At 44.8% G+C, this 26,168-nt stretch carries 16 protein-coding genes; 8 read left to right on the top strand and 8 right to left on the bottom strand.

The features are described from left to right. Positions 1–211: 211 nt before the first annotated feature. The 8 genes from GJS45_RS06100 to GJS45_RS06065 all read right to left on the bottom strand — a co-directional run bounded on the left by GJS45_RS06100 (position 212) and on the right by GJS45_RS06065 (position 15,363). Positions 212–1,990 carry a sodium:solute symporter family protein gene (locus GJS45_RS06100; protein WP_162340808.1) on the bottom strand — a complete coding sequence of 593 codons (1,779 nt, stop codon included), beginning with the start codon at positions 1,988–1,990 and terminating at the stop codon, positions 212–214. 290 nt (positions 1,991–2,280) lie between these two features. Then, the gene (locus tag GJS45_RS06095; protein ID WP_162340589.1) at positions 2,281–3,381 is read right to left on the bottom strand and encodes a PAS domain-containing sensor histidine kinase; all 1,101 of its coding nucleotides are present in this window, start codon (positions 3,379–3,381) and stop codon (positions 2,281–2,283) included. 397 nt (positions 3,382–3,778) lie between these two features. Then, the gene (locus GJS45_RS06090; RefSeq protein ID WP_235954635.1) at positions 3,779–5,695 is read right to left on the bottom strand and encodes a sulfatase-like hydrolase/transferase; all 1,917 of its coding nucleotides are present in this window, start codon (positions 5,693–5,695) and stop codon (positions 3,779–3,781) included. 131 nt (positions 5,696–5,826) lie between these two features. Continuing rightward, entirely contained in the window at positions 5,827–7,233 is a 1,407-nt protein-coding gene (locus GJS45_RS06085; RefSeq protein ID WP_162340588.1) for a putative collagen-binding domain-containing protein, read from the bottom strand. Further along, entirely contained in the window at positions 7,230–8,579 is a 1,350-nt protein-coding gene (locus GJS45_RS06080) for a nucleoside hydrolase-like domain-containing protein (protein ID WP_162340587.1), read from the bottom strand. The genes GJS45_RS06085 and GJS45_RS06080 overlap by 4 nt, the downstream gene beginning before the upstream one ends. Positions 8,580–8,651: 72 nt before the next feature. Next, a complete protein-coding gene (locus GJS45_RS06075) occupies positions 8,652–10,208 on the bottom strand; it encodes a sulfatase family protein (RefSeq protein WP_162340586.1) in 1,557 nt (518 codons plus the stop codon). A gap of 157 nt (positions 10,209–10,365) precedes the next feature. Further along, complete coding sequence (locus GJS45_RS06070; protein WP_162340585.1) at positions 10,366–11,946, bottom strand: SusD/RagB family nutrient-binding outer membrane lipoprotein; 1,581 nt, start codon at positions 11,944–11,946, stop codon at positions 10,366–10,368. Between the two features lie 30 nt (positions 11,947–11,976). After that, entirely contained in the window at positions 11,977–15,363 is a 3,387-nt protein-coding gene (locus GJS45_RS06065) for a SusC/RagA family TonB-linked outer membrane protein (RefSeq protein ID WP_162340584.1), read from the bottom strand. Positions 15,364–15,842: 479 nt separating this feature from the next. Here GJS45_RS06065 and GJS45_RS06060 point away from each other — a divergent pair, with 479 nt between their 5' ends. From GJS45_RS06060 to GJS45_RS06025, 8 genes are all read left to right on the top strand, one after another. Next, entirely contained in the window at positions 15,843–17,258 is a 1,416-nt protein-coding gene (locus GJS45_RS06060) for a sulfatase-like hydrolase/transferase (RefSeq protein WP_162340583.1), read from the top strand. 463 nt (positions 17,259–17,721) lie between these two features. After that, complete coding sequence (locus tag GJS45_RS06055; protein ID WP_162340582.1) at positions 17,722–18,441, top strand: outer membrane beta-barrel protein; 720 nt, start codon at positions 17,722–17,724, stop codon at positions 18,439–18,441. 413 nt (positions 18,442–18,854) lie between these two features. After that, positions 18,855–19,013, top strand: coding sequence for a hypothetical protein (locus GJS45_RS06050; RefSeq protein ID WP_162340581.1), 159 nt, complete (start codon positions 18,855–18,857; stop codon positions 19,011–19,013). 116 nt (positions 19,014–19,129) lie between these two features. Next, positions 19,130–20,365 carry a serine/threonine protein kinase gene (locus GJS45_RS06045; RefSeq protein ID WP_162340580.1) on the top strand — a complete coding sequence of 412 codons (1,236 nt, stop codon included), beginning with the start codon at positions 19,130–19,132 and terminating at the stop codon, positions 20,363–20,365. Next, positions 20,349–22,775: an ABC transporter transmembrane domain-containing protein gene (locus GJS45_RS06040; RefSeq protein ID WP_162340579.1), complete on the top strand. Its 2,427-nt coding sequence runs from the start codon at positions 20,349–20,351 to the stop codon at positions 22,773–22,775. The genes GJS45_RS06045 and GJS45_RS06040 overlap by 17 nt, the downstream gene beginning before the upstream one ends. Continuing rightward, entirely contained in the window at positions 22,732–23,958 is a 1,227-nt protein-coding gene (locus GJS45_RS06035; protein ID WP_162340578.1) for an HlyD family secretion protein, read from the top strand. Before GJS45_RS06040 ends, GJS45_RS06035 begins: the two co-directional genes overlap by 44 nt. Then, positions 23,955–25,286: a TolC family protein gene (locus tag GJS45_RS06030; protein WP_162340577.1), complete on the top strand. Its 1,332-nt coding sequence runs from the start codon at positions 23,955–23,957 to the stop codon at positions 25,284–25,286. The genes GJS45_RS06035 and GJS45_RS06030 overlap by 4 nt, the downstream gene beginning before the upstream one ends. Then, positions 25,276–26,061: a PP2C family protein-serine/threonine phosphatase gene (locus tag GJS45_RS06025; protein WP_162340576.1), complete on the top strand. Its 786-nt coding sequence runs from the start codon at positions 25,276–25,278 to the stop codon at positions 26,059–26,061. The genes GJS45_RS06030 and GJS45_RS06025 overlap by 11 nt, the downstream gene beginning before the upstream one ends. The last annotated feature ends 107 nt before the right edge of the window (positions 26,062–26,168 follow it).

Raw genomic sequence — 26,168 nt, 5'->3', positions numbered from 1 at the left:
TATTTATAAACATCTGAATGCCAATAGTATGGACCTAACGTTATTCTAATAGACGGAAAACCAAATGCCCTCTTTTTCCTTTTCACTGCTACTACCTACCCTACCTTACTACGAGACGTTTAAAACCTGCGAAATGCTACAGGGTTTTTCGAAAAAAATGTTGGGGCTCCCTAACCGGGATTTCGTAGTAGCTTTTCTTGAAACAACCCGCTTACCTCAACCTTTTTCTCAAGATAAATACCGCCCCAAAGCCAATACCTGCCAATCCCATCAACAAAACACCACTAAGTGGGTCTCCAAACAAAAAATATCCTGTGCTAAACAAAAAAGCATAAACGGCGGTGACCCCGGCTGCAAAAGCCAGCAGGGAGGCCTGAAAATCAAAGGCTAGAGAACTTGCTATCGGCTGTCCATTTGCCCGCATACGTTTATGAATTCGTCGCCACCCAGGACCCGGAGCCTTTGTTTTTTGAACGAATGCCATTAATATCTTACCATCCGTATCCGGTGTCCAATAGGCTGCGGCTACCCAACTCAGGGTAGTGACCACGATGCCTATAAGCAACTCGGCGGCCGTTGTCAGGGGCTCAAAAAGGGCTGTATGTAAAAAAGCAAAATATAGTGCCATCAAAAAGGAAACGGCCATCGCCACCATTTCACTGACGGCATTGATCCGCCACCAATACCATCTCAATATGTAAATCAGCCCCGTTCCGGCCCCAATCTGCAGTAAAATGGCAAAGGTCTGTAGGGCATTTTCTAATTGTAAGGCTACGTAGCCACCGATCACCATGATGAGCAGGGTGGTGAGCCTGCCCATGCCTATCAGGTGTTTTTGAGAAGCACCGGGCCGAATAAACCGCTGGTAAAAATCATTTACGACGTAGGAAGACCCCAGGTTCAGCATGGTCGACAAGGTAGACATGTAGGCAGCCACCAGGGAAGTAACCACCAGCCCCATGATGCCGACGGGCATAAAGGAAAGCATGGCCGGATAGGCCATATCATCCTGAACAATGGATACATCTGCTTCCGGAAAGGCCTGCCTTAAGGCATCCAGATCTGGAAAAACAATGATGCTGCACAGGGCCACAATGATCCAAGGCCAGGGCCGAATGGCGTAATGTACGATTGTAAATAGCAACACCGAAGAAAGGGCGTGATTTTCATCCTTGGCAGCTAGCATGCGCTGAACGATAAATCCTCCGCCACCTGGCTCCGATCCCGGATACCAGACCGACCACCACTGTATGAAAACGGGAATCAGGAAAACAATTAAAAATACCTCCCAGTTATTAATGTCAGGAATAAAATCAAGTTTTATGCTTACTTCAGGGTGCTGAAGTAGTGCATCCAGTCCACCAATGGCCGGATGATGAACCGAAACCCAAGCGGCAGCTATGGCACCCGCCAGGGAAATCCCAAACTGCATAAAATCGGTAAACACTACGCCTCTCAAGCCTCCCAGACTACTGTAAAGTACCGTCACAAATCCCGAGATGAGCAACACAGGCAGGGGACTAAGCCCCAATAATACACCGCCGATCTTAATGGCTGCCAGGGATACGCCGGAGATAATGACCACATTAAAGAAAATCCCCAGGTAAATGGCTCGAAATCCCCGAAGAAAAGAGGCGGGCTTGCCGCTGTACCGCAATTCATAAAACTCAATATCCGTCAACACCCCGGACCGTTTCCAAAGCCGGGCAAAGAAAAAAACGGTAAGCATTCCGGTCAACAAAAAACTCCACCATACCCAATTTCCGGAAATGCCATTTTTTCGGACAATATCCGTCACCAGATTGGGCGTATCCGTTGAGAAAGTAGTGGCAACCATTGAAATTCCCAGCACCCACCAGGGGAGATTACCACCGGCTTTGAAGAATTCCTGTATGTTTTGAGCCGATTTTTTGGAGCTGTAAATTCCAATCCCCAGGGATAACGCGAAAAACGAAACGAGTATCAGCCAGTCTATTCCCTGTAATAACATGGCCGGAATATAAGACATTAACCTTAAAAAAGTAGCAACGATGCCCTAAAACAACAGCATATAATGAGATAACAATGCTGATCGATACCCATGGTATGCTGGAAATGGATACGTGCCGGTCCCGACCAGAGTTGGGAAGAATTTTTTATCGTAAATACCAATAAAGGGAGTAGTTTTAAGTATAAGACATTCGATACCCCTCGCCTTCCGCCGCAGCGGTGGGAATTAATTCGGTGCGCCGCTGAAAACAAGGTTTGGATGGATAATTAGATACTTGTCTTGTCCGGCAATTACCCCTTAAAACTAATGGTGAATCGGGTTCCCTGCCCCGGCTTACTGTCGATTTCTATTTTCCCTCCCAACGCGGTGACATGGTTGTGTACCAGGTACAATCCAATGCCTTTACTGTCCGTGTTGGAATGAAACGTTTCCCTAAAACCAAATACCTTGTCCCCAATTTTGTCCATATCAAAACCGATCCCGTTGTCTTCAAAAACCAGCTGGGTAGAACCATTCCTAATCTTGGTGGACACCGATATAATGGCATGGTTGCCAGGCTTGGCATATTTAATCGAGTTTGTAAACATATTTAAAAAAATACTTTCCAAATAGGCACCATTGAATTTCACCTGATCCGTCGCAGAAAAATCGGAGATTATTTTGGTATTGGAAGTTTCAATCAGTGATTTAATAGAATTTTTCACTTTGCTCATCACCTCATTGAGATCAAGTTGTTCAAGCAGTACAGTCAGTACATCTTTCTGACTCAGGTTGTCAACATAAGTGTCCAGTGTGTTTTTCAGACCTGCAGTAGAATGCTTCATCAATTCGATAAACTCAAGAATTTCAGAAGGCTTCATATTTGATTCTTCTAAAATACTAAAAATGGAAAGCAGGTTATTAACAGGCGACCTTAAATCATGGGAGGTCGTGAAAGTAAGCTCCTTTAATTTTTCATTGGATTGGGTGAGTTTGGTAATTAGCGCATTTCTATCTGCTTCCAATTTCTTCTTGTGCGTAATGTTTTTGGCTACCGCATAGATTAGCCCTTCTTCTTTTGCCGGTACAGAGGTCCAGGACAACCAAATGATGTCACCAGAATGGGTGATGTACCTGTTTTCAAAATTAAGCAGGGGAATTCCATCTGATATGATATAATTCCGGGTTTCCACCGTAGCCTCCAGGTCCTCCTGATGTACAAAGGAATTGATAGGCCTTCCATATAAAATTTCATCCGGATACCCCAGCACTTTTTTTAACGCCGGATTAATACGCTTAAAATACCCATCAAAGCCTGCCACACTAAACAAATCCAGGGATAAGTCAAAAAACAACTCCATTTTAAACGAAGTCGTTTCGTAGAAATTCTTTTTTTTTGAGTAACAATCCATAGCTGATTAAAAATTGAACCGTAAAAATATCATGTGAAATAAATGTTTTGACAATTTTTGTTTCAAATACATGCTGTTTCCAGCAATAAAAATATCAAATAATTTAATTAATCTATTACAATACGCATTAAATTTTATAAAAGGCTATTCCAATGTATCAACTTTTGTAAAAAAATAAACAATTAATCTAATTCTTCTGTGATAAAATTCAATTTTTTTGGTTTAAAAAGATTTTTTAGTCCTATTAACACTTAACTAAAAAACGTGGCTTTAAGCGGGCCCCATATTAAAATTAAAATCCATTTGTTTTCATTTACCCGCTCCGGTCTTCTTTCTCTTTTACTAATCTCCAATAAATCCGTTCTTATAGGCAATATCGTTATTTTAGATAAAACAATTACTTGTGTGTATCTATGACCCTACCACAGTTGATCTGGGTTTGATCCAATGCCATTCCAATAAACATGGGGTAACTCCAGCTTTTGTAGCGGCCCCAAATTTCCCCGGAATACCTCGGGAAAATTTCCTCTTGAATCACTTCCAGCAAGGGCTGTGCTTTATCACCCAATTGTCGCACACTGATCGCCGCCTGCAATACCTGCACCTCATCATCCAGTTTAAGCATTCGTTCCAATACCTCAAAGGCTCGAGGATCATTCATTCTCTTCGCCACAATCTCTGCCGATTTGATGGCTACCGCCGGTGCCCCATCCTGCATCAATTGGCTCAAATAAGGAAAAACCGCCTCTATATCTCCGGAATAGGAATCCAATGCCACCAACGCCCAAAATCGAGCAGAAGCCTCCTCCGATTCAAAAAATGGAATCAACGCCTCCGGCTCCTCCACCTCTCCCGTCATTCGGGCCACCTCCAGAATTTCACGGAAAGCCTCCGTAGAATACCCCTGCGCTATTTCGTAGACACTTTTGCCTGCCGCTTTCGCCTGCTCCATCATGATTCCTTCCGTAATCAAACCGGTATCCCGGTGCCGGATCATCCATTCGTCCAGTGCTTGACTCAAGCCGGCGATCCGTCCTGCCAGTTCCGGTTGGTCGATCAGGTTATGTTGTTCCAAAGGATCGTTTTCCAAATCGTATACGACTTCTACTGGCTTGGGAGCAAACAGTTGTAAGACAGACTCCGACAGTTGCCCCCTATCCCGCAAGCGATTGATTTCCGCATAACTCCCACCCTTGTTGAAAATCAAAGCGTTCTGGTAGTAAGGCAATTGGGGCATAAAATGCCGGACGTATAAATACCTCCCGTCATATACGGATCGGGATACTTCGTAACAATCATCTGCCCGGTCCCGGTATCCAAACACAAACTCCTTTTCTTCCGCTGCTTCTCCCAAAAAATTCTTTCCCTCCATCATCTCCGGAACCTCAGCACCCGCCAACCGAATCACGGTGGGGGCAAAATCTACAAATCCTACCTTTCTGTCGGTTACGGAGGCTTGAATGTTGCTTGCCAAATGGCTGTATTTGTCCGGGACGTGCAGAATAAAAGGGATTTGCAATCCGGCATTGTCCAGCCAGCGTTTATGGCCGGGTAAGCCGTGACCGTGATCCGAAAAAACGAACACAATGGTTTCATCCAGCAAGCCGTCAGCTTCCAACTGTCCGAGCAATTTGCCCACTTGCTGATCAAAAACCGCCAGCAGGTCGTACATATGCGCCCATATCTCTCTCATTTTGGGACTGTCCGGAAGGTGAGGGGGTAAAACCGCCTGATCGGGATCACTGTACACCTCCAGCGACTCGGTATCGCTTTCCCGTAGGGCATTGGTTGGGCCTTCATGAGTCATCATAAAATTAAATACACCGAAAAAAGGTTGCCCCTCTGCCCGGTTTCGCCAATGCGCTTCCCTGCTGCTTTCATCCCAGCGTCCCTGGTGATCAAAGTTGTAATCGGTTTTGACATTATTGCTGGTGTAATAGCCCGCTTCCTTTAATACCTCGGGTAAAATTTTCAGGTTTTCCGGAACCGGTATTTCCGAGCGAAGGTGTTGGGTTCCCAGGGAACTGGCATACATTCCCGTAATTAAAGTAGACCGGGCTGGCGCACAAATGGGAGCATTGGAAAATGCCTGGGTAAAGCGAATACTTGTTTTAGCCAGGCTGTCGATATAGGGGGTTCGGGCGTAGGCATCTCCGTAACATCCGTAGATGGGACTCAGGTCTTCATGGGAAATCCATAAGATATTGGGGTGTTCAGGTAATTCTTCATTCGCTCCACATGCCATTAATCCCAGTAATATCAGGAGCAGAAGGGCATATACGTTGCGACCACTAGAAACCGACATTTCTATCATTGCCTTTTATTTTAATTTGAATTCCAACGTTTACTGATTTAATTTTCTTTCCAGTACTACCTGGTTTCGCTTAGCTGCTGTCGCCACTATTATAGCCTTCGTTATCGTATCCAAACCCCGGTTTCTGTTGCCTATTCTTTCACGATCACTGCCATACTGCCATTGTTTACCGGCGTTATTAGATTGATTTCTCGCCCTCCTTTAACCTCGGTTGAGGAAAGCCATTTTCCATCGGATAAGGAAAGCCAGTGAAGTGTAGCCGCTCCTGATAAGTTACTAAGATCCACCACCACTTCTCCTTCCCCCGGCAAATAAATAAGGTATTTCTCGCCTTCCCTTGCGGCACAGTACGCTTCGTTTTCTGCTCTTTCCGATAGCAAATCCATTCGGGCATCCACCTCCCAAAGCTTAACCCTTTCCTCCACTTTTCTCAGGGATGAAATGGCCAGAATCGAAGGAGCACTCAAGCCCAGTCCTGCGGGAGGTCTGTGAAAGCGGCTGGAAGCAAATCCACCCATAATATTGCGATAAAACGTTTCCACGGCATGCTGCTCATTGATCCCACGATTGGTCCAGGGACTGGTCCGGCTGCCGTAAATTTTAGTACTATTGACGGGCCTCGGATTAGCTTGCAGGTAATCAAAAATAAAGCGGGCATTATCCCAATTTTGCTGACCGGTATTGTGGCTGTTTTGGGACATGTCGATATAGGAATAAATTCCCGGGCGATCCAATGTTCTCCGGTGCATGTCAGAGGTTATATCCCAATCATCCCACATCTGTGTGATCATGATTTCCTTATCTCCAGCCTCATTTTTCAAGAATTCAGCCCAGTAAAGTGCCCAATCGTCTTCTCCTTTGGTCTCGTTGTCAATGCAATAGAGAACGTGATCATAAGCCAGTGTGTGACTCAGGAGTTTCCGTACAAACGATTCCTGGTAGCGCAATAATTCCGGATTGTCATCCAGGGCCGGAACCGTATAGAAAAAGGGTTGCTCGTTGGCCCCGGGATGATTGGGGTACAGGCTGTCCAGTTTCACCGTTTCATAGGTATAATTCGAATTATTCGCAGGGTGATAGGGATCGGATAACCACTCCTGCCGGGAATGGTCGAAGCGGTCCCAAATTTCAATTTGCACCACAATATCCCGTTCGGCTGTCCAATGCAGCAAACTGTCCATTTGTCGCCAGTACGCATCGTTCCATGCATTCAAATCGTATTTGCCTTGCTCATCCCTGGCAAATGCCCGCAAATCACCGGGGTCCCGATCACTCATGGTGTTCCGAATGTAATTTCCGCCCACCGCTTGCAGGCTGTCCAAATGGGACTTCAAATTACCCATCTGAAACAAATTGTCGTTATCAGTAGCGCCCAACAACAAAACTGGCTCTCCCTTGTATTCCCAGTAAGCCGGGTTTTCCGACCAGGGTCGGATACCGGTGCTGCTTTCCTGTTCCTGCTGTCCGGAGGGAGTCCGCCCACACCCGAATATCAGCAGCGCAGCGCAAAGAAGTGTTTTTATGTGAATTGTTTTCATGGATTTGGGTTTATGATGATGCGTTTGTAACTGCTCAGGGCAGGCTGCCCCCGGTCGCTCACTTCCAGGATCAAATGGATGGCCTTTCCCGGAGCAACCACCGGCATTTCGAAGGATATTTTGCTCCTATTTTCAGCGTATTGAAACGGAAGAGGTTGTGTGGGACGGTATATCTCTTCATACACCCACCAGTGAAAGGCCAGCTCCTGTCCATCCGGATCACTACTGTTACTGGCGTCCAGTTGCACTCGTTCCCCTGGTTTCGCGGAAATAGATAGTGGTGTCCTGGCCATGTCGCCATTTACTATTGCTACCGGATTATGGTTGGCCTGCTCAAATGGGAGCTGCGCCCACTGCACACGGGCCATAAAATCGGATTGGAAAGCCGTTCGCCACCGTGCCACCGAATGCCGTTCGTTTAGTGTGCCCTCCAGGTAATCCGGCGCATCGATATACAATTTTCCTTTAAGCAGGCGATACCTACCACCCCAACCTCCCCAATCCGGACGCTCGGGCACATTAAGCCCATTGCCAATCAAGCCCAAAAAAGAAGGGCTGTCCCCTTCTTTCATTCCATTCGTGCCATGCCCATGCAATTGGTAGCGCTCGCTGAGCGGACCGTTTCCGTGAATGTTTGCCCTGATCCAGGCCGCATCCTGCATTTGCTGATTGCCGGTCATGTACATGCCTCTAAAGGTCGACAGTTCACGCACACCTGTAAACCCATACCAGGCGTAACCATTAGCAATAAAGGTTAGCTCCTTGAATTCGCTAAGTAGGTACTCCCGGTGTCCGTCCTGATCTCCAATGGCATGAACCTGGATGTTGCGGCAAAAAGCGGCTACTTCTTCCGGAGATCTGTTTTGGCTTATCTTCCACAATGCCTGCGCCAGTTCCCGCAAACCACCCCAAACAGGAATATGAACCAAGGTTTCCGACGCATCTACCACTTGGATAATGGCCTCTGAAGCTTCGGTATCAAAACCTTCTCCAATCTCTTCGGAATTTCCCTGCCCCTTCCTGACCAAAGAAAGGAGTACCTCCGGATTCGGAAAATCTTCCGAATGCAGGCGAAGGTTGGGGTACACTTCCCGGTAAGCCTGCAAATGTCCCTCGATGATTTCCGGGCGAATGTCCTGACCATGCCCTAACCTGCTGGTAGCACACAAAGCCTTGATATCGAAATGGTCCGCATAGTATAAAAAGCGCGTCAGACTTTGCTCATCATCCGTATCCCCTCCAATATCGGTCAGTAAAATTACTTTTGGTTTTTGGCGTGTAAATCCATTGCTGATTAAAAGGCAATTGATCAGCAACCCAAAAAACAGGTATACGATTACTTTCATACTCAATTTCCTTATTAAAAGGGCAACAGCACATTACCTAATAAGCAGCGCAAAGTAAATCTGTCGCCGAAATTACTTTAGCTCCAGGGCTTCTGTGTTGACAAATTCTTCGCCACGGATGGCGATGAAATCCTCCAGCATGGCTTTTACCTTTTCGGGATGCTGGTCGGCCAGATTTTGTTGTTGTCCCCTATCCTGACTCAAATCATACAGCTGAAAGTCAGCCTCATTTCCTAATTCAATATTTACATGAGTGTTAACCGCCGGACCCTTATAGGGTGGGATAAGCACCCAATCTCCCTGCCGGAAGGCTGTCCGGGTAGTGGCCTCCAAAACCAGGGATTCCCTTCCCTGATTTGCCTGACCCAAAAAGGTATCCATGAAATTCTGCCCATCGGCACTTCGTTCGCTGCTGCCGGTCAGTGCAGCCAGGGAGTTCAGAATATCGATTTGGCTGATCAAGGCATCCGACTCCCCGGGTTCGATGGTACCTTTCCAATAGGTGATGAAAGGCAAGCGGGTACCGGCTTCAAACAAACTGTACTTCCCTCCTCTGAATGGACCCCATGGGGTATGATCCCCTAGTTTTTCCACCGCCTCGTCGTAATAACCGTCGTTCAAAACGGGACCGTTGTCACTGCTGAAAATTACCAGGGTATTTTCCAGCAGCCCTTCTGCTTCCAGGGTTTCCATAAACTGCCCGATGCACCAATCAGCTTCCAGAATCACGTCTCCCCGGGGCCCCATTCCGGATGTTCCGGCAAAACGAGGGTGCGGCGTACGGGGCACGTGTGGCTGTTGAAAAGCATAATAAAGGAAAAAAGGATCCTCCCTTTCTTCCTTAACATATTCCTGTGCTTTTTCCAGGAAATGATCCGCCATGTCTTCATCCACCCATTTGGCCTCTTCTCCGCCTTTCATGAATCCGATGCGGGGAATGCCGTTTACAATGCTATTATTATGGCCGTGGTGCCAATTCATGGTCAGTAGTTCAGGGTTATCCTTTCCGGTGGGTTCCCCGTCAAAATTTTCGCGGTAGCTGATTTCAATGGGATCTTCCGGATCCAAGCCTTGCACCAGGCCGTCTTCCAGGTAAACGGTGGGTACCCGATCCTGGGTGGCCGCCATGATGTAGGAATAATCAAAACCCACTTCGTTCGGTCCGGGGCTTACCTGTTCGTTCCAATTTACATCTCCTTCGCCTAGTCCCAGGTGCCATTTACCCACGACTGCCGTGGCATAGCCCTGCTTTTTTAGCATTTTAGGAACGGTTAGCTGTTCCGTACCAATCAGCAGGGGAGCGGTTCCGGGCAAAATTTTGGCATCTTTATTTCGCCAGGGATAGGTGCCGGTAAGTAAGGCATAGCGACTGGGAGTACAGGTGGCGGAGGCCGCATAGGCTTTTGTAAACTTCATTCCCTGATTTGCCAGGAAATCCATATGGGGCGTTTCCAGGGTACCCGCGTCGTAGGCACTCATGTCTCCATACCCCAAATCGTCCATGTAAATGATGACGATGTTAGGTTTTTTGGCGAGGCTGGCTTCCTCCCTTTTTTCGGTCTGGCAACCAGAAAAAGGTACTAGAAGAAAACTAACAAGTAGTGAGAGCACGAGATAAAGGCGGGTCATAGATGGGATGTTGTTAAAATAGAATTGAGTTTGAAGTCAAGATAAAAAAAAATATTTATTTCATTGCGATTGCCTTTTCCTTTTCCATTTTTTAATAATTAAAAAAGGGCACCCACTGGGTGCCCTCTTAACTTCTTATTATAAACCGATTTCCTGATTAATTATCCCAAAACAACGTTCTGGTCAGATTATCATTAGGCTGTACCTGCTGGTAATTCTCGGTATTGTAGGTTTGTTCCGAACCAGGATATATCCACCTGTTGGGAGGAAGACTTTGCTGATTGGACTGATCTTCCCAGAATACTAAATCCGGCATTTCGATTCGTCTCAACTCGGCCCAGTTTTCATTGGGCTGTACCACGTTGAAATGAAGCCATTTTTGTTCGGCGATAAGCCTCATCTTCTCCATATCTCCGGCAGCCGCATCCCAACTGATATCTGCATCGGCCAAATAGGTATCGATGCCAGCTGCTGTGATCGGCATTGGCTCGGGAGAAATCAAGTTATTACTCATGCCTCGAAGCATTTCGTAATAATGAATGGATTCCCTGACCCCACTTTCATAATGTTCTTTAGCCTGAGCATCCTGTCCCTCTTTTAGGTAATATTCCGCAACCATAAAGTGAATCTGGCTGGCGTTTATTAACATTCCAGGGAAATACTGGTTTCGGCTTAACGTGGTCCGATTGTAGATGGTCATGGTATTGGATCCGATCAGTTCGGTCTGAACGGACGAACTTAAAAGGGGATCCAGCGTGAGAAACTCTCCTTCGGCTTCTTCACCAGGCTCAAACACATAGGTAAGTCGAGGATCTTCGTTATTCAACATATGGTCCACGATTGCTTTACCAGCCACATTGCCATCCCAATCTTCCAAACCACTTTGAAAACCATTTGCCGTTATTAGCGTACCCAATTCGTGGATACGAAAGGTAATGTTCTCATCATTCGTGGTCACGATGGGATAATTGGTAGGATTGGACAAAATCGTATTGATTTCGGTAGCTGCACGATCTGAGAATGCCGGAATGCCACTCACCCTGGTGAGCATTCTGATTCGCAAGGAGTTGATGTATTTCAACCACATGTCGATATCGCCCCGGTTGATCAAATCCTGAGATTCAAAACCGGTTAATATGCCCGGATTAATATCCAGGGTTCTCAACTCATCCGCAAATCCGGCCAGATCGTCCAACATTTTCGTGTAAATGGCATCCGGCTCATCGTACACCGGATACGATTCGCTATAATCACCCCCGTTGGTACTTAGCATGCCTGCATCCGAAAAAGGTATGGCGCCATGAAGGTCCACGATTTTCTGGGTATGATCATAAAGGTAAGTAGCTGCCGTAATCATAAAGACCCGGTTATCTTCCTTGTTCTGATCACTCAAGCCCGCATACACTTTTTCTAATTCCCGGTATTGGGCCAGAAACTGATAATAGTCATTCCAACGGCCGCTGACAGCAGCCGATCCGGGAACGTACTGGTTCTCTTCATTGACCCAGCCTGTAGCCTGGGTGTAGCGGTTTAATGTAATCCTCAAATTAACAAAGTAATTTGTATAACTGGGGAGTACGTAATTCCGGTTGGCAATAATAAAACCGGTAAATTGCTTTTCTACGGAAGTTTCTGAAACCTTGGAAGGATCGGTGTAATTCTCCTCAAACTCGGAGTACTCACAACTTGCCAGACTGGTAAGGGCTACCAAGGTCAGTAATATTATTTTATTTTTCATGATACTTTGATTTAATAGTAGAAACACCACTTAGAAGCTAGCCCTAAGCATTAAACCTACGGTTCGGGTAGCTGGATTGGTACCTGCATTGGTCAAGGTCTGTGCCCATCGGGAACCACCGGTCAACACTTCAGGATCCAGATCCTTGATATTTCGATAGAAGAAGAATAAATTTCTTCCAAAGGCAGAAACATTGATGCTGTTCGCTCCCAATCGCTCCGCGAAGGTAGAAGGCACATCATACCCTAGAGAAAGTTCCCGTAATTTCAGGTAAGTGTTGTCTTTAATGTATAGCTCGTATCTGGCCTGGCTGTATTGGGGACCTCCCCAGTTATAGGTTCGCTGGTAGTACAAGGCCTGCGAAATGACATTGGTATTCGGATTTCCATCTGCTGTAACGCCATCCATAAGCATACCGTCATCATACACCGGTTCTCCGTTGGGGCCTTGAGGGCTGGTCGTTTGTACCCCCTGTCCGTCGGCATTAACGTAATAAGACAACCCTCCTCTTTCGGTATTCATGTTGTTTAAACTTTCCTCCGTCAATCCCCTACTGATCATCCAGTTGACACCGGTAGGCATCACACTACCACCAATCTGGAAATCCGCCAATACCTGCAGGGAGAAATTCTTGTAGTTCAGGTTATTGAAAATACCCCCTACGGCATCCGGCATGGCATTACCTGCCAGGATCCATTCGTTGGGATCAATTTTATACATTCCATTTGGCTGAACGATTTTCTCTCCATTGGCATTGGTTTCTACCGGACGAGCGAAGAAATCACCCATAGGACGACCTACTACAGATCTTAGTTGGGCAGCATTCCCATCATAGTCAGCATGCAGTAACTCGGTAGCATTATTGGCCAATTTCTCTACCACATTTCTGTTTCGGGCAAAATTGATTCCCGCCAACCAGTTCAAACCTCGGCTCTGATAAATCGTTCCGCTCAAAGCAATCTCGATCCCTTTGTTTCTCAGGGTACCAATATTGGCAAGGACAGATGTGGCACCGGAGGTGGCAGGAAGTGTCAACGGCAAGATCTGATCCCGGATCTGAGCATTGTAGTATGAAAATTCAAACGACAACCTGCCATTAAAGAATTGGCTATCTGTTCCAAACTCGAATTCATGCTTCTGCTCGGGCCGGATACCGTCGTTTCCAAAGCTGCTGGAAATATTGGTGTACAGTACCGGCGCGCCACCAGGCTGTTGAACTCCTAGCGTATTTTGATTGTAGGCAATATTAGCTCGGTATACGTCCGGATAATTACCCACAATACCCCAGGATCCTCTAAGCTTGGAAGAACTGATCCAGGAAGGCAATTCAACCGCGTCCGATAAGATGAAACTGGTATTGGCTGAAGGATAAATAAAGGAATTATTATCCGGATTCATGGTGGAAGTACGGTCCCTTCGAATCGTTCCTTCCACGTATAAGAACCCTTTGTAATTCAGGTTTAAAGTTCCAAGTGCAGCATCAATGACCCTTGAAGTTCTCCTGGATCCGTTATTGGGCAGGTTGACCGAAGCCACTACGTCAAATAAATTCTCCGTACTTAAACCTCCATTTGTGCCTCTGGATATAGAGGAGAAATTTTCCTTGTCAGCTGTATAGCCGGCCGTGGCACTCAGGGTTACATCCTCTGTAATTTTCTTATCGTAATACAGGAACACGTCCCCATACAAAATACTGAAAATCTCGTTGGACATGCTAAATCCTCCTGAAGGACCGAAGGCTAAAGGTCGGGTAGTTGAACTCTCATTCTCATTTTCTCTGTAGGTAAAATCAGTGGAGATCCTGGTTCTCAGACTCAATTCATCGGAAAAAGCATAGGTATTGGTAATGCTACCAATCACCCGGTTACTAAGCTCGGATGCTCTTTGCTCATTTACCCGCCACACGTAATCAGCGATCGCACTTTGAAAACCATTTCTTGTGATGTTCTCATCGGGAGTCAGGCTTTGTCCGTTTCCGGTTACAAATCGATAGCCCCTGCTGGTCTTGTACTTATCCAGGTACCAGGCACCATTATCGAAACGGGTCATCATCCCCCCAAAATTATTGATCATTCGATCGATCGAATAAGGCCGATTTGCGGTATACTGATTGATGTAGTTAATAAACACATCGGTTTTTAACTTATCGGTAACCCGGAACGTAGCATTCAAATTCGCAATATTTTTGCTGTTTTTGGAATTTAAACTCAACGCTTCATTGTCTTGGCGGGTTAGCGAAAAACGAAAATCAGCCACATCGGTGGAGTTCGAGATGGCTACGTTTATCTGCGAACTGATAGGATCGTTGAACAAGGCAGAATAATTATCTTCCTGTGCCCTATAAGGCCTTACCTGATCATCCCAGGCCATCACCTGCCGCCCATCAAAGGGAGCTCCGAAATTAAGATTGGTTGCCGGCAGTCCAGTGGAACCGTCCGGATAGGTAATAAAACCCTCTTCATTCTGACCAAAGTCAAAAACATGGCTCGGAGCGCCTGGCCCTCTTACATTCTGGTAGCGAGGAAGGTAAGCGATTCTATCCATGGCATAATTGGCATTGAAATCCACTTTAAACCCTTTGGTAGTTCCTTTTTTGGTAGTGATCAGGACCACCCCATTCACCGCCTCGGATCCGTACAATGCAGCGGCTGAAGCTCCTTTCAAAATGGAAATATCGGCGATGTCCTCCGGATTAATATCCAGTAAGCCATTTCCCCTCAGTCGCTGATCGCCCCAGTAATTGTTATTGTTTACTTCCTCATTTCGGATAGGGATACCATCCAAAATAATCAAAGGCTGGTTTCTACCGGTGATGGAGTTGATTCCCCGGATAGTAATGTTTACTGCGGAGGTAGCTCCACCAGCTCCCGCTTGAATCCGAACGCCTGGCGCCTTTCCATAAAGGGCCGTCGCCAAATTAGGGGTTCCCACTTTGACCAGTTCGTCTGATTTAATATTAGAGGTGGCATAACCCAGGGCTCTTCGATCTCTTTCCTGACCGAATGCAGTCACCACCACTTCCTCCAGGCCTGCCACGTCTTCCTGCATGGTCACATCAATGCTACTTTGGTTTCCTACCCGGATGGTTTGGGTTTCGAAGCCAATAAAGGAAAATACCAGCGTGGCACCTTCCGGAGCTTCAAGGATGTACTCTCCATTGATATCCGTAACCGTTCCCGTGGATGAACCTTGCACGGTGATGGTTACTCCCGGCATCGGCTCCCCGTTATCATCTGTGACAGTTCCTGTCACCTGCGCCTCCACTGCATTTGATTCCACTGCCGAAGCAGCTCCCAGGCTGGAATTTGCCAGGGTTTGGCTTGCCAACAAACAGGTCAGCACAATACCTTGAAACAAAAAGAAGATAGTTCTCTTTATTCCAACGGTTTTTTCTAGTAGTTTTTTCTCATTCTTCATTTTTTGATTGGTCAGGTTCAGGTAAGCATTTGCAATACATGAACATTTTGATAAAATGGTTACTTAATTTTTGACAATCCGATAAAATTAGGTGACTGTCGGTTTCTTTGTTACATAGGCAATAGCATTTTTTTCCAAGGTATAAAATTACATTGATTGATTTAGAAGTTCAATTTTATAATTTTTTTTGTCTAAATCCAGGAGTTACCTAAATTTTTTATTTTAATAACCAGTATTTTTTTAAAATCCAAAGTAAAATCTGCAAATGGCAGCATAAAGTCTGTTTAATTCTCCGAAAATTATACGTCAACCGGTCCTCTTCATGCTCCTCCAACGCCGATGGTAGCGGGATTTCGGGAATCTAAGCCATGCCTTTCCTACTATTAAGGAGTCCGAGTTGAGAGGAAAGCCATTCCACTTCCCTGGCAAATGGCCCAATATGCTATCAGGCACGTATACTAAATAAAGTACATTGCGAGATGAAGGTAAAAATAGTGCTATTCCTGATCTGCCTGCTTACCTGGCTGAATCCGGGCCATGCCCAAGATCGGCTTCCTGAAGGTTCGGCTCCCAATATTATCGTCATTCTGGCAGATGACCTGGGCTATGGGGATTTAGGGGGCTTTTATGGCGGTAACGCACACACCCCTCACCTTAATCGCCTGGCAAAAGAAGGCATGCTTTTTACCGACTTTCACAGCAACGGCGCCATGTGTTCTCCTACCCGCGCGGCCCTATTGACCGGAAGGTACCAGCAGCGGCTCGGCATAGAAGATCCCCTACCGGGAGATTGGCAGGAAAAAGGGATTGGAGCCATTAAGGGAATTGCCCGGGAGGACCTGTATTCTACACCGACAATGGCGGATTACCTGAAAAAAGCCGGTTATGCCACCGCTTTTTTTGGCAAATGGCACCTGGGCAACCATCCGGATGCCAATCCCCGGAATTTTGGTTTTGACACCTTCCGCGGCCTGACTTCGGGTGATGGGGACTACTTCTCCAAATTGGATCGCTTCGGTTATCCGGACTGGTGGAACAATGAACGCCTGTCTTTCCAGGAAGGATATACCACGGATGTCATCACCGACAATGGGATTCAATTTATAGCAGAGAACAAAGGGCAACCATTTTTCCTGTATCTGGCCCATTTAGGGGTCCATTTTCCCTGGCAATCGCCAGCAGATAACCAACTGGAAACCCGCCAGGAAGGAGTCGATTACACCTCCAGCCTTCCCGGACCTGCCAGTAAATTGGGCCCGCATGCACCTGAAGAAGTCCCCGACGTACTGGTAAGCATGATTGAAGCACTGGACCGGAACGTCGGGAAACTGCTAGCTTATCTTAAAGCGGAAGGGCTGGATCAAAACACCCTGTTGTTTTTTACCTCGGATAATGGGCAATACCTGGATTACCAGGGCGAAACCTGGCCTGTCGTGGGATCCAATGGCTTGCTTCGGGGTGAAAAATCGGATCTGTATGAAGGTGGACACCGGGTACCGGCCATCGCCTGGTGGCCTGGAAAAATTCCGGCGGGGAGTCAGACTCACGAATCCTTGGCCACCTTTGACCTCTTGCCCACCTTTTTGGCGGTGACGGGACAGCCGCTGCCCGACCCGGAAGGACCGGACCGACTGGACGGGAAAAGCCTGCTACCCATCCTTACCTCCGGAGGAAAAATGTCCGAAAGGACCCTTTTCTGGAGAACTCCGGAGGCCATTGCGGTGAGGAGGGGTCCCTGGAAACTCCTGGAAGACCGGAGCGCTGGCACCCTGAGTTTGTATAATCTGGAGCAGGACCTGGCAGAAAGCCGGGACCTGAAAGCTGATTTCCCGGCAATCCTCCGTGAACTAAGGCAATCGCGAGATCGCTGGGAGCGGGAAATGGATGGAAATTGATAAAGGACGGTCTCCTCGCCGAACGGACACGTATCAAAACCCTCGAGGTCGGGAAGACCTCAAGGGTTACAGACATTGACCGTTGGGGTTTTCCCAACCCCGTATTCTGCAGCGCGTGCTCGAAAAAAACCCTCGAGGTCCCGAAGACCTCAAGGGTTAGAGACATCGACCGTTGGGGTTTTCCCAACCCCGACGGTCTTTCTGCAGCGCGTGCTCGAAAAAACCCTCGAGGTCTCGAAGACCTCAACGGTTACAGGCATTGACCTTTGGGGTTTTCCCAACCCCGAAGGTCTTTCCGCAGCGCGTGCTCGAAAAAAACCCTCGAGGTCTCAAAGACCTCAAGGGTTATTCCGGGCCCCATTTACCAGAACAAACTATAAAATATGTTAAAAAATTTCTTTAAACTAACGTTTATATGGATATTAGGTGATGTATTTATTTATGGATTTTAATTTATATTACCATGTTCAAAAAACTACATTTATTACTTTTCATAGGTTGTTTTATCGTTAGCCTGCATTCTTCAGCTCAGATAAGGTTAGAAGTATATGGAGGGCCTTCCCTTTCTTACATGGATTTTGAAACAAGCCCTTCCGATATCCAGCCCCAAAACGAACCTTATAACCAATTAAGTTATCACCTTGGTTTGGGAGCCCTTACCCGTTTATCAGACCATTGGCAACTCATTACCCAGGCGGAATTATTTGTCAGGTCCATGGCGGTGAGGAATTCCGGGGATTTTGGAACTGGTGGGTTTACCTATCTCGGTCCGACCAACTATGAAATGCCTACTTTTGCTTTAGGAGCCAGGTACACTATTGAAAAAGAAAAATATGGCTTTTATTTGCAGCCTTCCGTTGGCTTCACACTGCTTCCCCAGGAGATCAGAAACCCAATTACCGCTTTTAACGAGCTTCATGACAACTTTAACAGGGATGTAGACCAAGTCAGCCCCTATGGTCTGGGACTCAGGCTTGAGGCAGGTATAAAAAGGTATACCAGAAACAAAAATTACTTTATGGTGGGTATCAGGCATCAACAGGGTCTAAGGGTAACAGATGAAATGGTACAAACTACTTCCAGGCCCGGTGAACCTGAAGTAAGGGTAGCTGGCAGCAGCAGGAGCTCGTACACCAGCCTGTTTATCGGCTTTGGGCTAAACACGGACAATTGGAAAAAATAAGGCACTTTTTAAAATTAACAATTAACCAAAGAAGGCAGATTTATTTTTTTAACCCTCTTTAAATTTTAAAATAGCCAGCCGTCAAACACCAAAATCAAGGTCTTTTTTTCATATTTTTTTAAATGTAAATGAACGGCATAAAAAAGCTAATTTTTTAATCCTTTTTCAAAATAAAATTAATTTTTACAACAAAATACTGGACCCAATTCGCCCTATATCAGGAGCTAATATTAATTTTTTGTTAAATAATAGTTACAAATAATACCTCGGCTTCGATTACTCAGTACAATGACTTATTGGCAGCTAGCATAAAACCCACCAATAAGTTTTGTAAAAACCAGACCATGGTACCTGGAGGGGTACGGTGAAAACCCTACATAACAGAGTAGCCAATTAACCTAAATTTTATCATCATGATTACTTTAGAAAAATTCATGTCTGAATTGAAAGGAGAAAACATCAATGAAATCGTAGCAGCAGGTAGCAGTGCCAGCTCTATGAGTGGTGAAAGCTCCGAAAGCTCTGAAAGTTCTTTGAGCTCTGTGAGCTCTGAAAGTTCTTCCAGTTCTTAATCCAAGTTAAGCAAAGATGGCCTGGCAGGTTGATCCTAGCCGGGTCATCTTTCTTTTTCAATGCGGAGTGTCAAAATTATACTTCTGGAAACCAACTACATCAAAATAGCCCCAAAATGGAAAAATACCAGATTTCAAAAAGCCTGCATATCATTTCCCCTATGGATTACAATCGGGAATTGTGTCCTGAACGCTTCAAAGAAAATCATCATGTAATCACTGCAGGCCATCTAAAAAAAGGTTTTTTAATCAATTCCAGTGTAAGGTATTTCCTTGAGAAATTTAGTTCACCTAAAACGTTGGACGAGGTAGTTGATGAGATTGCAGGGGAACTGGGAACGGAGAAAAACAACTTAATGGCACATTGTGAAACCATTTTTAAAATTTTTAAGAAAAGAAGCTTCTTAGTGAGTGAAAAGGCAGCCGAGAATCCACAGCCCAGGTTACCCTATTTTGAGGCAGGTGATACGTTAGGGGTTTTTGACATCCTTCATTTAATATCCAATAAAAAATTTGTGGACCTCTATAAGGTTCGTAAAAGTGGGGGACTTCAAACGTATGTCATTAAATTATTGTGTAGCAAAAAGACAGAAAACCCAAAACAATTTCAAAAAGAACTTTCCCAATTCAAGCACGAATACCATTTGTTGTGCAAAGGCGAAAGGGTAAATAGCTTATGTAGGGCTTATCATTTTGAGCAGGTAGGCAATGAATATGCTTATATCGTCATGGAATGGATAGAAGGAGAAAGCTTGCCCAGGTTTCTAAGGCACCATCCCCTATTGACAGAAAATGAGGCCTATGGATTGGTATTTGAAATTTTAAAGGGATTTGCCCAACTACATTCGGCTAAAATAATACATGGGGACATTCATCCTTCGAATATAATGGTGGGTGAAAAACAAAATGTAAAAATCATCGACCTGGGTCTGGCCCTTACCCATGATCACCCGGCTTCGGAAACGGTAAAAAAAGGTGGCGTGATGTACTACATGCCTCCCGAACGGATCAATACTACCACCATTAATAAATTCACCAAATTCCCTGATTTCTATTCGGATGTCTATCAATTAGGCCTGGTCATGTATTTTATTTTTTTTAGAAATGAGCCCTTTAAGGGATTTATATGGGAGGATTTGTCCCATAGCATAAAAAACGACGATTTCGTTGTTCCAGAGAAAACCGTTTGGAAAAGGGAATTAAACCCTGAATTGAAAGGTATCATTTCCCGCTGTGTTTCCAAAAATCCTGAACAAAGGTACCGGGATGCTGGGGATTTATTGGCCAGTTTTAAGCAAACAGCAATCGTAAAGACAGGACAAGAAAAAAAATACTATGCGTGGTGTGAATGAACAACAACTCAAGCACAACGATTGTGGCATCAGCGCAGCAAAGATTATTTACAATCTGCACCACATTCCTGTAGGCAGGGAATACATTGAAGATAATATTTTCATCTCAGAAACGGGTTCCAGCCTTCACGACATCAAGGATTTCTTTTCAAATCAATCTTTTGATGTAAAATTCAACCTGCTGGATGTCAACAGCCTTAAATTTGATGCCCAAAAGATCAAAGACGCTACGCCCTGCATCCTATCCATTAAAAACAGGAAAGGATTACATTTTGTGGTAATAGAGGGCTTGAAAAACAAAAAGCTCAAAATTCTCGATCCGGCAGACGGACAAAGCTATCGGTGGTCATTTTCAGAATTGATGCACCGAGCCCATTATGCCAGTGTCAATTATGATTTTGTGAATAATCATGACCTTATCGAACAAATAGTTTCCCAGGAACTGGAACCTTATGGCATCTCTGTGGAAAAGGTCGAGGAGATGGACAAGGACACCATAATCAATAAACTGACTTACTTTTCTTATCTGAAAAAGAATTTTGGGTTTGCCAATGAAGGTGCTGAAAAGGATTTTTTGGCAGATTTACTTTTCCATCAGGACCTGAGCATGTTGCCCAAGCAGTTCCGGGCAATGAAAATCAAATCTTCAAAAATCAGGTTAAAAGTACCTGTGGTCCTTACCATTAAAAAGGGGGCTGGGGTACAGATTTCAACAGAAGCAAAAGCCACCGACGAACGATCTAAAAATCCCTATTTCCGGCTATTTAAGGAAATGAAACCTTTCCACAGGCTATGGAGTATTTATATTGTTACTGCGATCTTAGTTTCTTTTTTCAGCCAGTTTACCCTGTTCAAAAGTCAGGTTTTGATCGACCATGTGCTCCCGGACAAGGACCTGAACCTGCTACTGTTTTTTGCATTTGGTTTGATGTTTTTCAAGATTTTTAACCTGATGATCGGCATTTATAAAAAATACATTGCCATTCACTTGGGAAATATTTTCGATAACTATTTTCTGACTTCTTTTGCAGAGAAGCTGAATATGCTACCCATCCGCTATATCCAGACTTTCAGCCGCGGAGATCTTACCGAACGGATCAAAGACAGTCTCAAGTTAAAGTCATTCTTTATTAAATTTTTTACAAGAATATTGATTGACGCTTTTGTCAGTATAGCTGCGTTGGCACTGATGTTTGCCATACACTGGAAAGTCACCCTCATCGTAGTGGCTGTATTGGTTATCTTTATCATATGGTTTTACTTAATCACCCCCCATATCAGGTCGAACGAAAACCGGCGTTTTTTCGAAAAATCAAATTTATTTTCCGCACTTTTTGAAAATATTGATGGGCTTCAGGTCATCAAATCATTCAGGATGGAAACGGCATTTTTACAAAGGCTGATACCGAAAATAAAACAAATACTGGCGACTCAAAAAAGGGTGAGGTATGTCGCCCTGTTAAACTCGGGAGTGATTCATATGGTGATTGCCATAGCTTCCGCCATGATCATGCTATTTTTATCCAGAAGTGCCATTTTATACCAGGACATCACAGCGGGTCAGATCATCACCTATATTGCATTTTCTTCGCAAGTCTTTTCAGCAGTAAGGGGCATTTTGGACGAAAGCCTGGACATTCAGGAAAATGAGATCATCCTACGCCGGTATTTTGATTTTAGTAAGGCAGGCCAACCGGAATCTAAATCCATCCACCAGAAAATCAAAATTGATCAGATAGAATCCATTGAATTTCAACAGGTAGGATTCAGTTACCTGCCTCACAAACCGATTTTCAGTGACCTGAATATTACGATTTTCAAGGGGGAGAAAATTCATATGGAGGGTCGCAATGGAACCGGCAAAAGTACCTTCTGTAAGGTGCTATCGCTGCTTTATCCACCGGAAACCGGTGAGATTTTCCTGAATGGAGAGAAATTTTCCTTTTACCAACAAGGATCCATTCGAAAAAAAATCCTGCTGGTAAGCAATGAAGACATCCTTTTCAATGACACCCTTGGCTATAATATGGCGTTTCAATACGATATCCATACAAGAAAAGTATTGGAATTGGCAAAAGAACTGGGATTTTACGAGTTCATTTCAGAGAAAACGGAGGGGCTGGATTTTATTATCAATGAGCAGGGTCGAAACTTATCTACCGGTCAGCGGAAGAAAATATTGCTTATGCGGGCATTTTTATCCAAAGCAGAATTGATCATTTTGGATGAAACCCTATCCGGTATTGATCGCGAATCCAGAGAAAAAATTGAGAACTACATCAATAAAGAGGAAAACCGTTCCTTTATCATTATTTCACATGAGCCACTGGAGCATGTTGAATTTACCAAAAAACTGATCGTAAAAAATGGAAGTATCGAACAACTACAATTACAGTATCAGGGAGCATAAATTTACCATTTGGTTTTTCAGAAGTCTTATTTTCATTACCCTCATGGTTTTGGTTTTGGTTTTCACCATCAAAATCAATGAGTCGGTTACCATTAGCGAGGGTGAAATCATTGCAGATAACCCTCAGAAAGACCTGAAAGCACCATTTGATGGACAATTGCAAGCCATTCTGACCAGAGAAGGGCAGTCGGTAGATGCAGGAGATACCCTGGTCATCATCATAAACCGGGAATTGGAAGCCCAAAAAAACCAAGTAGATAATGAACTGGCCTACCTGAAAGCCAGGGCCAAAACCATCTCGGAGTTGAGGTCCAGCCTGAGAACAAAGTTAAATACCTATGCCAGCAGCACCCGGATTTCTTCACAAAAACTGGCACTGGACACCCAACTTCTGGAACGCCACATGGAGATGACAGCCTATCAGGCTGAGCTGATGAACAGCCGTTTACAATCCGCCAAAGAAAAGTACGAAGGGGATTCTATTTTGTACCATAAAAACATGTTAAGCAAATATGAATTCAATGATGCCAGGGACAGCTACCTGTCACTGAAAGAAAGCATCGTGCAACTTGAAGATGAGAGCATGACCTATGGCGGAGAAAAACAGTTGGCAAGAAACGCCTATGAGAAGATGGAAAACGAACTGATCCTTGGAAAATTGGAGCTGGAAGAAAACCTAAATACGCTTCACCAGACCGAAATAGAATTGGAAAACCAAATCAAACAAGCAGAGGCCACCTATACACAGCTCACAAAAGACCTCGCCTTGCAATACATTACTGCCAGCGAAAAAGGGACAGTCAATTTCCTATTTAACACCAAGCTTTCCAGTAACCTGATCCTGAAAGGAGACCTTTTGGTAAGCATCGCTCCGGAAACCTCCAACTATTACGCAAAAGTCTCTGTCCCCGAAAAAGAACTCCCCTTTCTAGAAAAAGGCTTGAGGGCCAGGCTAAAATTGAATGCCTTTAACCAATATGGCTTTGGAACGCTGGAAGGCACACTGGATTTTATTGCGGAAAGGAAAGAAAACGAACTATACTATGCACATATCAAACTCCCCGAAAATAACGACCTGACCCTTAGGCCGGGATATGCAGTAAGGGGTGAAATCATCCTCAAAAGGATGTCCATTTACCAGGTATTTATCAAGAAAATATTCAATAAAATCGACGGCTCATGAATGTAAAAAAAACGATCCTGACAATTTTATGGATAGGCCCTCTGATCCTGCAGGTCCAGGGACAAACGGTTCTTTCCCTGGAAGACTGCTTCAGGATAGGCATCAATCAAAACCTGAACCTTCAAAAAATGCATAATGAAGTCCGAATTCAGGAAATTGAAAAATCGACCGCTCAATATCAACTGTTACCTTCTTTGACCTATGACATGAATCATTATTTTTCCTTTGGAAAAAACATTGATCCCGTGACCAATTCCTTTGCATTTGAGCAGTTTAGCGGAGGGGAAATGGGGCTCCGTTTACGCATGACCCTATTCTCAGGTTTCAAAAACCTACTTGCCATCAGAGAACAGGAATTCGGTGTTCGGGAAACCCAATACGCCAAAAAATCGGCTGAACTGGCACTGCTCACTAAATTGACTCAACTGTATGCGGATCAAATCCTGCTGGAAGAACAAATAAAAGTGATTCAAAACAATATTAGCACCCTGGAAAATGAATTGGAGATCATCTATGAAAAGATCAAAATAGGAAGACTTTCGGAATACGAAGCCTACACTTTCGAAGCCAGGGTTAGTACGGAGAAAGCGGAATTCATAAAAGTAAAAAATGAATCGACATTGGTTTTGCAGCAAATCAGGGAATTGTTAAACCTAAGCTATGACACCGATTTTACCCTGGCACCTGTGGATACCGCTGAAGTGGAACAAATTTACTTCAAACCCATTTATAGGGAAGAAATCCTCCGGCATGTAGGTCAGCACCATCCGGAATTACAACAGGCAAAGGCACAGAATCAGGTATCGGAAATGATATTAAAAGGTGCCAATCGCAGTTTTTTCCCAACCTTACGCATAGGAGGTAGTGTTTTTTCCAATTACAACGTAAATTTAGGAAACGATCAGAACGGGGAACTTATATTGCCCAGGCAAATCCAAAATAATCTGGGGCAATACCTGAGCTTTAACCTCAGCATCCCGGTTTTCACTCAAATGGGAAATGCCAATCAGGTGAAACAGGAAAAAATCAAATTGCATAACAGCAAATTAGCATTGGCGGAGACAGAGAACGCCATCGCCTCTGTTACCCTTCAACTGATCAATGACTTTGACACGTCCAGAGAACTGTATAAAATCACCCGCGAAGCCTGGGAAAAAAACAAATTGTCCTACGCCCTTCAGGAAGAAAAATACAGGCTGGGGAAAATCAGTTCGGTGGAACTCCTGACAGCCAGAGATATCCTGAATAAATCCAATGCTGCTTTTTTACAATCAAAATTAACCTTGTATTTCAGCAACGTACTATTAAAATTAATGGATGAAATTTAAACCCTTATACACCTCAATCGATCTGCTACCAGCCGTTTCCTTCAGCGAAATTGGCGAAAAGCCAGCTAATGAGGATTACCTTTTTCCCAATGAGGAGTGCCTGTCCGATGAATTCCAGGCCTTTATTTGTTGTGACGGGGTTGGCGGTGCGCCTTCCGGAGAAATCGCCTCCAAGATTGCTTGCCATTCCATAGCCGAATACTTTGACCATTACCCCAATACCATTCACGATGCTCGGTTCATGCAAAATGTCGTTGCATTTGCGAGGGAAAAAATGATGGCCTATGAAAACAAGCAGCCCGAAAGTAAGGGAATGAAAACCACCCTGACCACTGTTAGTTTTCATCAGGCGGGGGCCACTCTTGCCTGGATGGGGGACTCGAGAATCTTTCAGGTCAGGGATGGTGAAATCCTTTACCAAACCTGGGACCATTCCTATGTAAACAGATTGGTAGAGCAAGGTCTTCTAACCGTAGAAGAAACCCGTCACCACCCGAAACGAAACATTATTACCAAAACCTTGGGAACAGCGAAATCAGAGCGCATTCCTGAATTGAAAATGATTAGCGATATCCAAACAGATGATTACTTTTTGCTCTGTACTGACGGTTTATTGGAAAGGCTCACTGACCGACACATTAGTAAGTGGCTTGTAAAAAAAGAGGAGCCAGAAAGGATCAAAGAAAAAATCCTGGACCATTGCATGGGGAAAACCCATGACAATTTTTCCATGATCCTGATAAAAATCAAACGTGCAAATAGCGATGGAGATTAAAACAATCCTTTTGTCCCCTTACCATTTCCAAAAGCTAATTCCAGAAGGTATCCGGCTGCCCAAATCAGCTAATAGGATATTCCTAACCAAAAACGCTACCCTTTCAT

Source organism: Cyclobacterium salsum (genome assembly GCF_010119245.1).
Lineage (GTDB): Bacteria > Bacteroidota > Bacteroidia > Cytophagales > Cyclobacteriaceae > Cyclobacterium > Cyclobacterium salsum.
This window is presented reverse-complemented; position numbering and strand designations above follow the sequence as displayed.

Coding starts and splice junctions, on each gene's coding strand:
- GJS45_RS06055 (WP_162340582.1), top strand. CDS start 17,722: ATGTTCAAAAAACTACATTTATTACTTTTCATAGGTTGTTTTATCGTT.
- GJS45_RS06035 (WP_162340578.1), top strand. CDS start 22,732: ATGGAAGTATCGAACAACTACAATTACAGTATCAGGGAGCATAAATTT.
- GJS45_RS06065 (WP_162340584.1), bottom strand. CDS start 15,363: ATGAAGAATGAGAAAAAACTACTAGAAAAAACCGTTGGAATAAAGAGA.
- GJS45_RS06090 (WP_235954635.1), bottom strand. CDS start 5,695: ATGATAGAAATGTCGGTTTCTAGTGGTCGCAACGTATATGCCCTTCTG.
- GJS45_RS06100 (WP_162340808.1), bottom strand. CDS start 1,990: ATGTTATTACAGGGAATAGACTGGCTGATACTCGTTTCGTTTTTCGCG.
- GJS45_RS06080 (WP_162340587.1), bottom strand. CDS start 8,579: ATGAAAGTAATCGTATACCTGTTTTTTGGGTTGCTGATCAATTGCCTT.
- GJS45_RS06095 (WP_162340589.1), bottom strand. CDS start 3,381: ATGGATTGTTACTCAAAAAAAAAGAATTTCTACGAAACGACTTCGTTT.
- GJS45_RS06045 (WP_162340580.1), top strand. CDS start 19,130: ATGGAAAAATACCAGATTTCAAAAAGCCTGCATATCATTTCCCCTATG.
- GJS45_RS06070 (WP_162340585.1), bottom strand. CDS start 11,946: ATGAAAAATAAAATAATATTACTGACCTTGGTAGCCCTTACCAGTCTG.
- GJS45_RS06085 (WP_162340588.1), bottom strand. CDS start 7,233: ATGAAAACAATTCACATAAAAACACTTCTTTGCGCTGCGCTGCTGATA.
- GJS45_RS06050 (WP_162340581.1), top strand. CDS start 18,855: ATGATTACTTTAGAAAAATTCATGTCTGAATTGAAAGGAGAAAACATC.
- GJS45_RS06030 (WP_162340577.1), top strand. CDS start 23,955: ATGAATGTAAAAAAAACGATCCTGACAATTTTATGGATAGGCCCTCTG.
- GJS45_RS06060 (WP_162340583.1), top strand. CDS start 15,843: ATGAAGGTAAAAATAGTGCTATTCCTGATCTGCCTGCTTACCTGGCTG.
- GJS45_RS06040 (WP_162340579.1), top strand. CDS start 20,349: ATGCGTGGTGTGAATGAACAACAACTCAAGCACAACGATTGTGGCATC.
- GJS45_RS06025 (WP_162340576.1), top strand. CDS start 25,276: ATGAAATTTAAACCCTTATACACCTCAATCGATCTGCTACCAGCCGTT.
- GJS45_RS06075 (WP_162340586.1), bottom strand. CDS start 10,208: ATGACCCGCCTTTATCTCGTGCTCTCACTACTTGTTAGTTTTCTTCTA.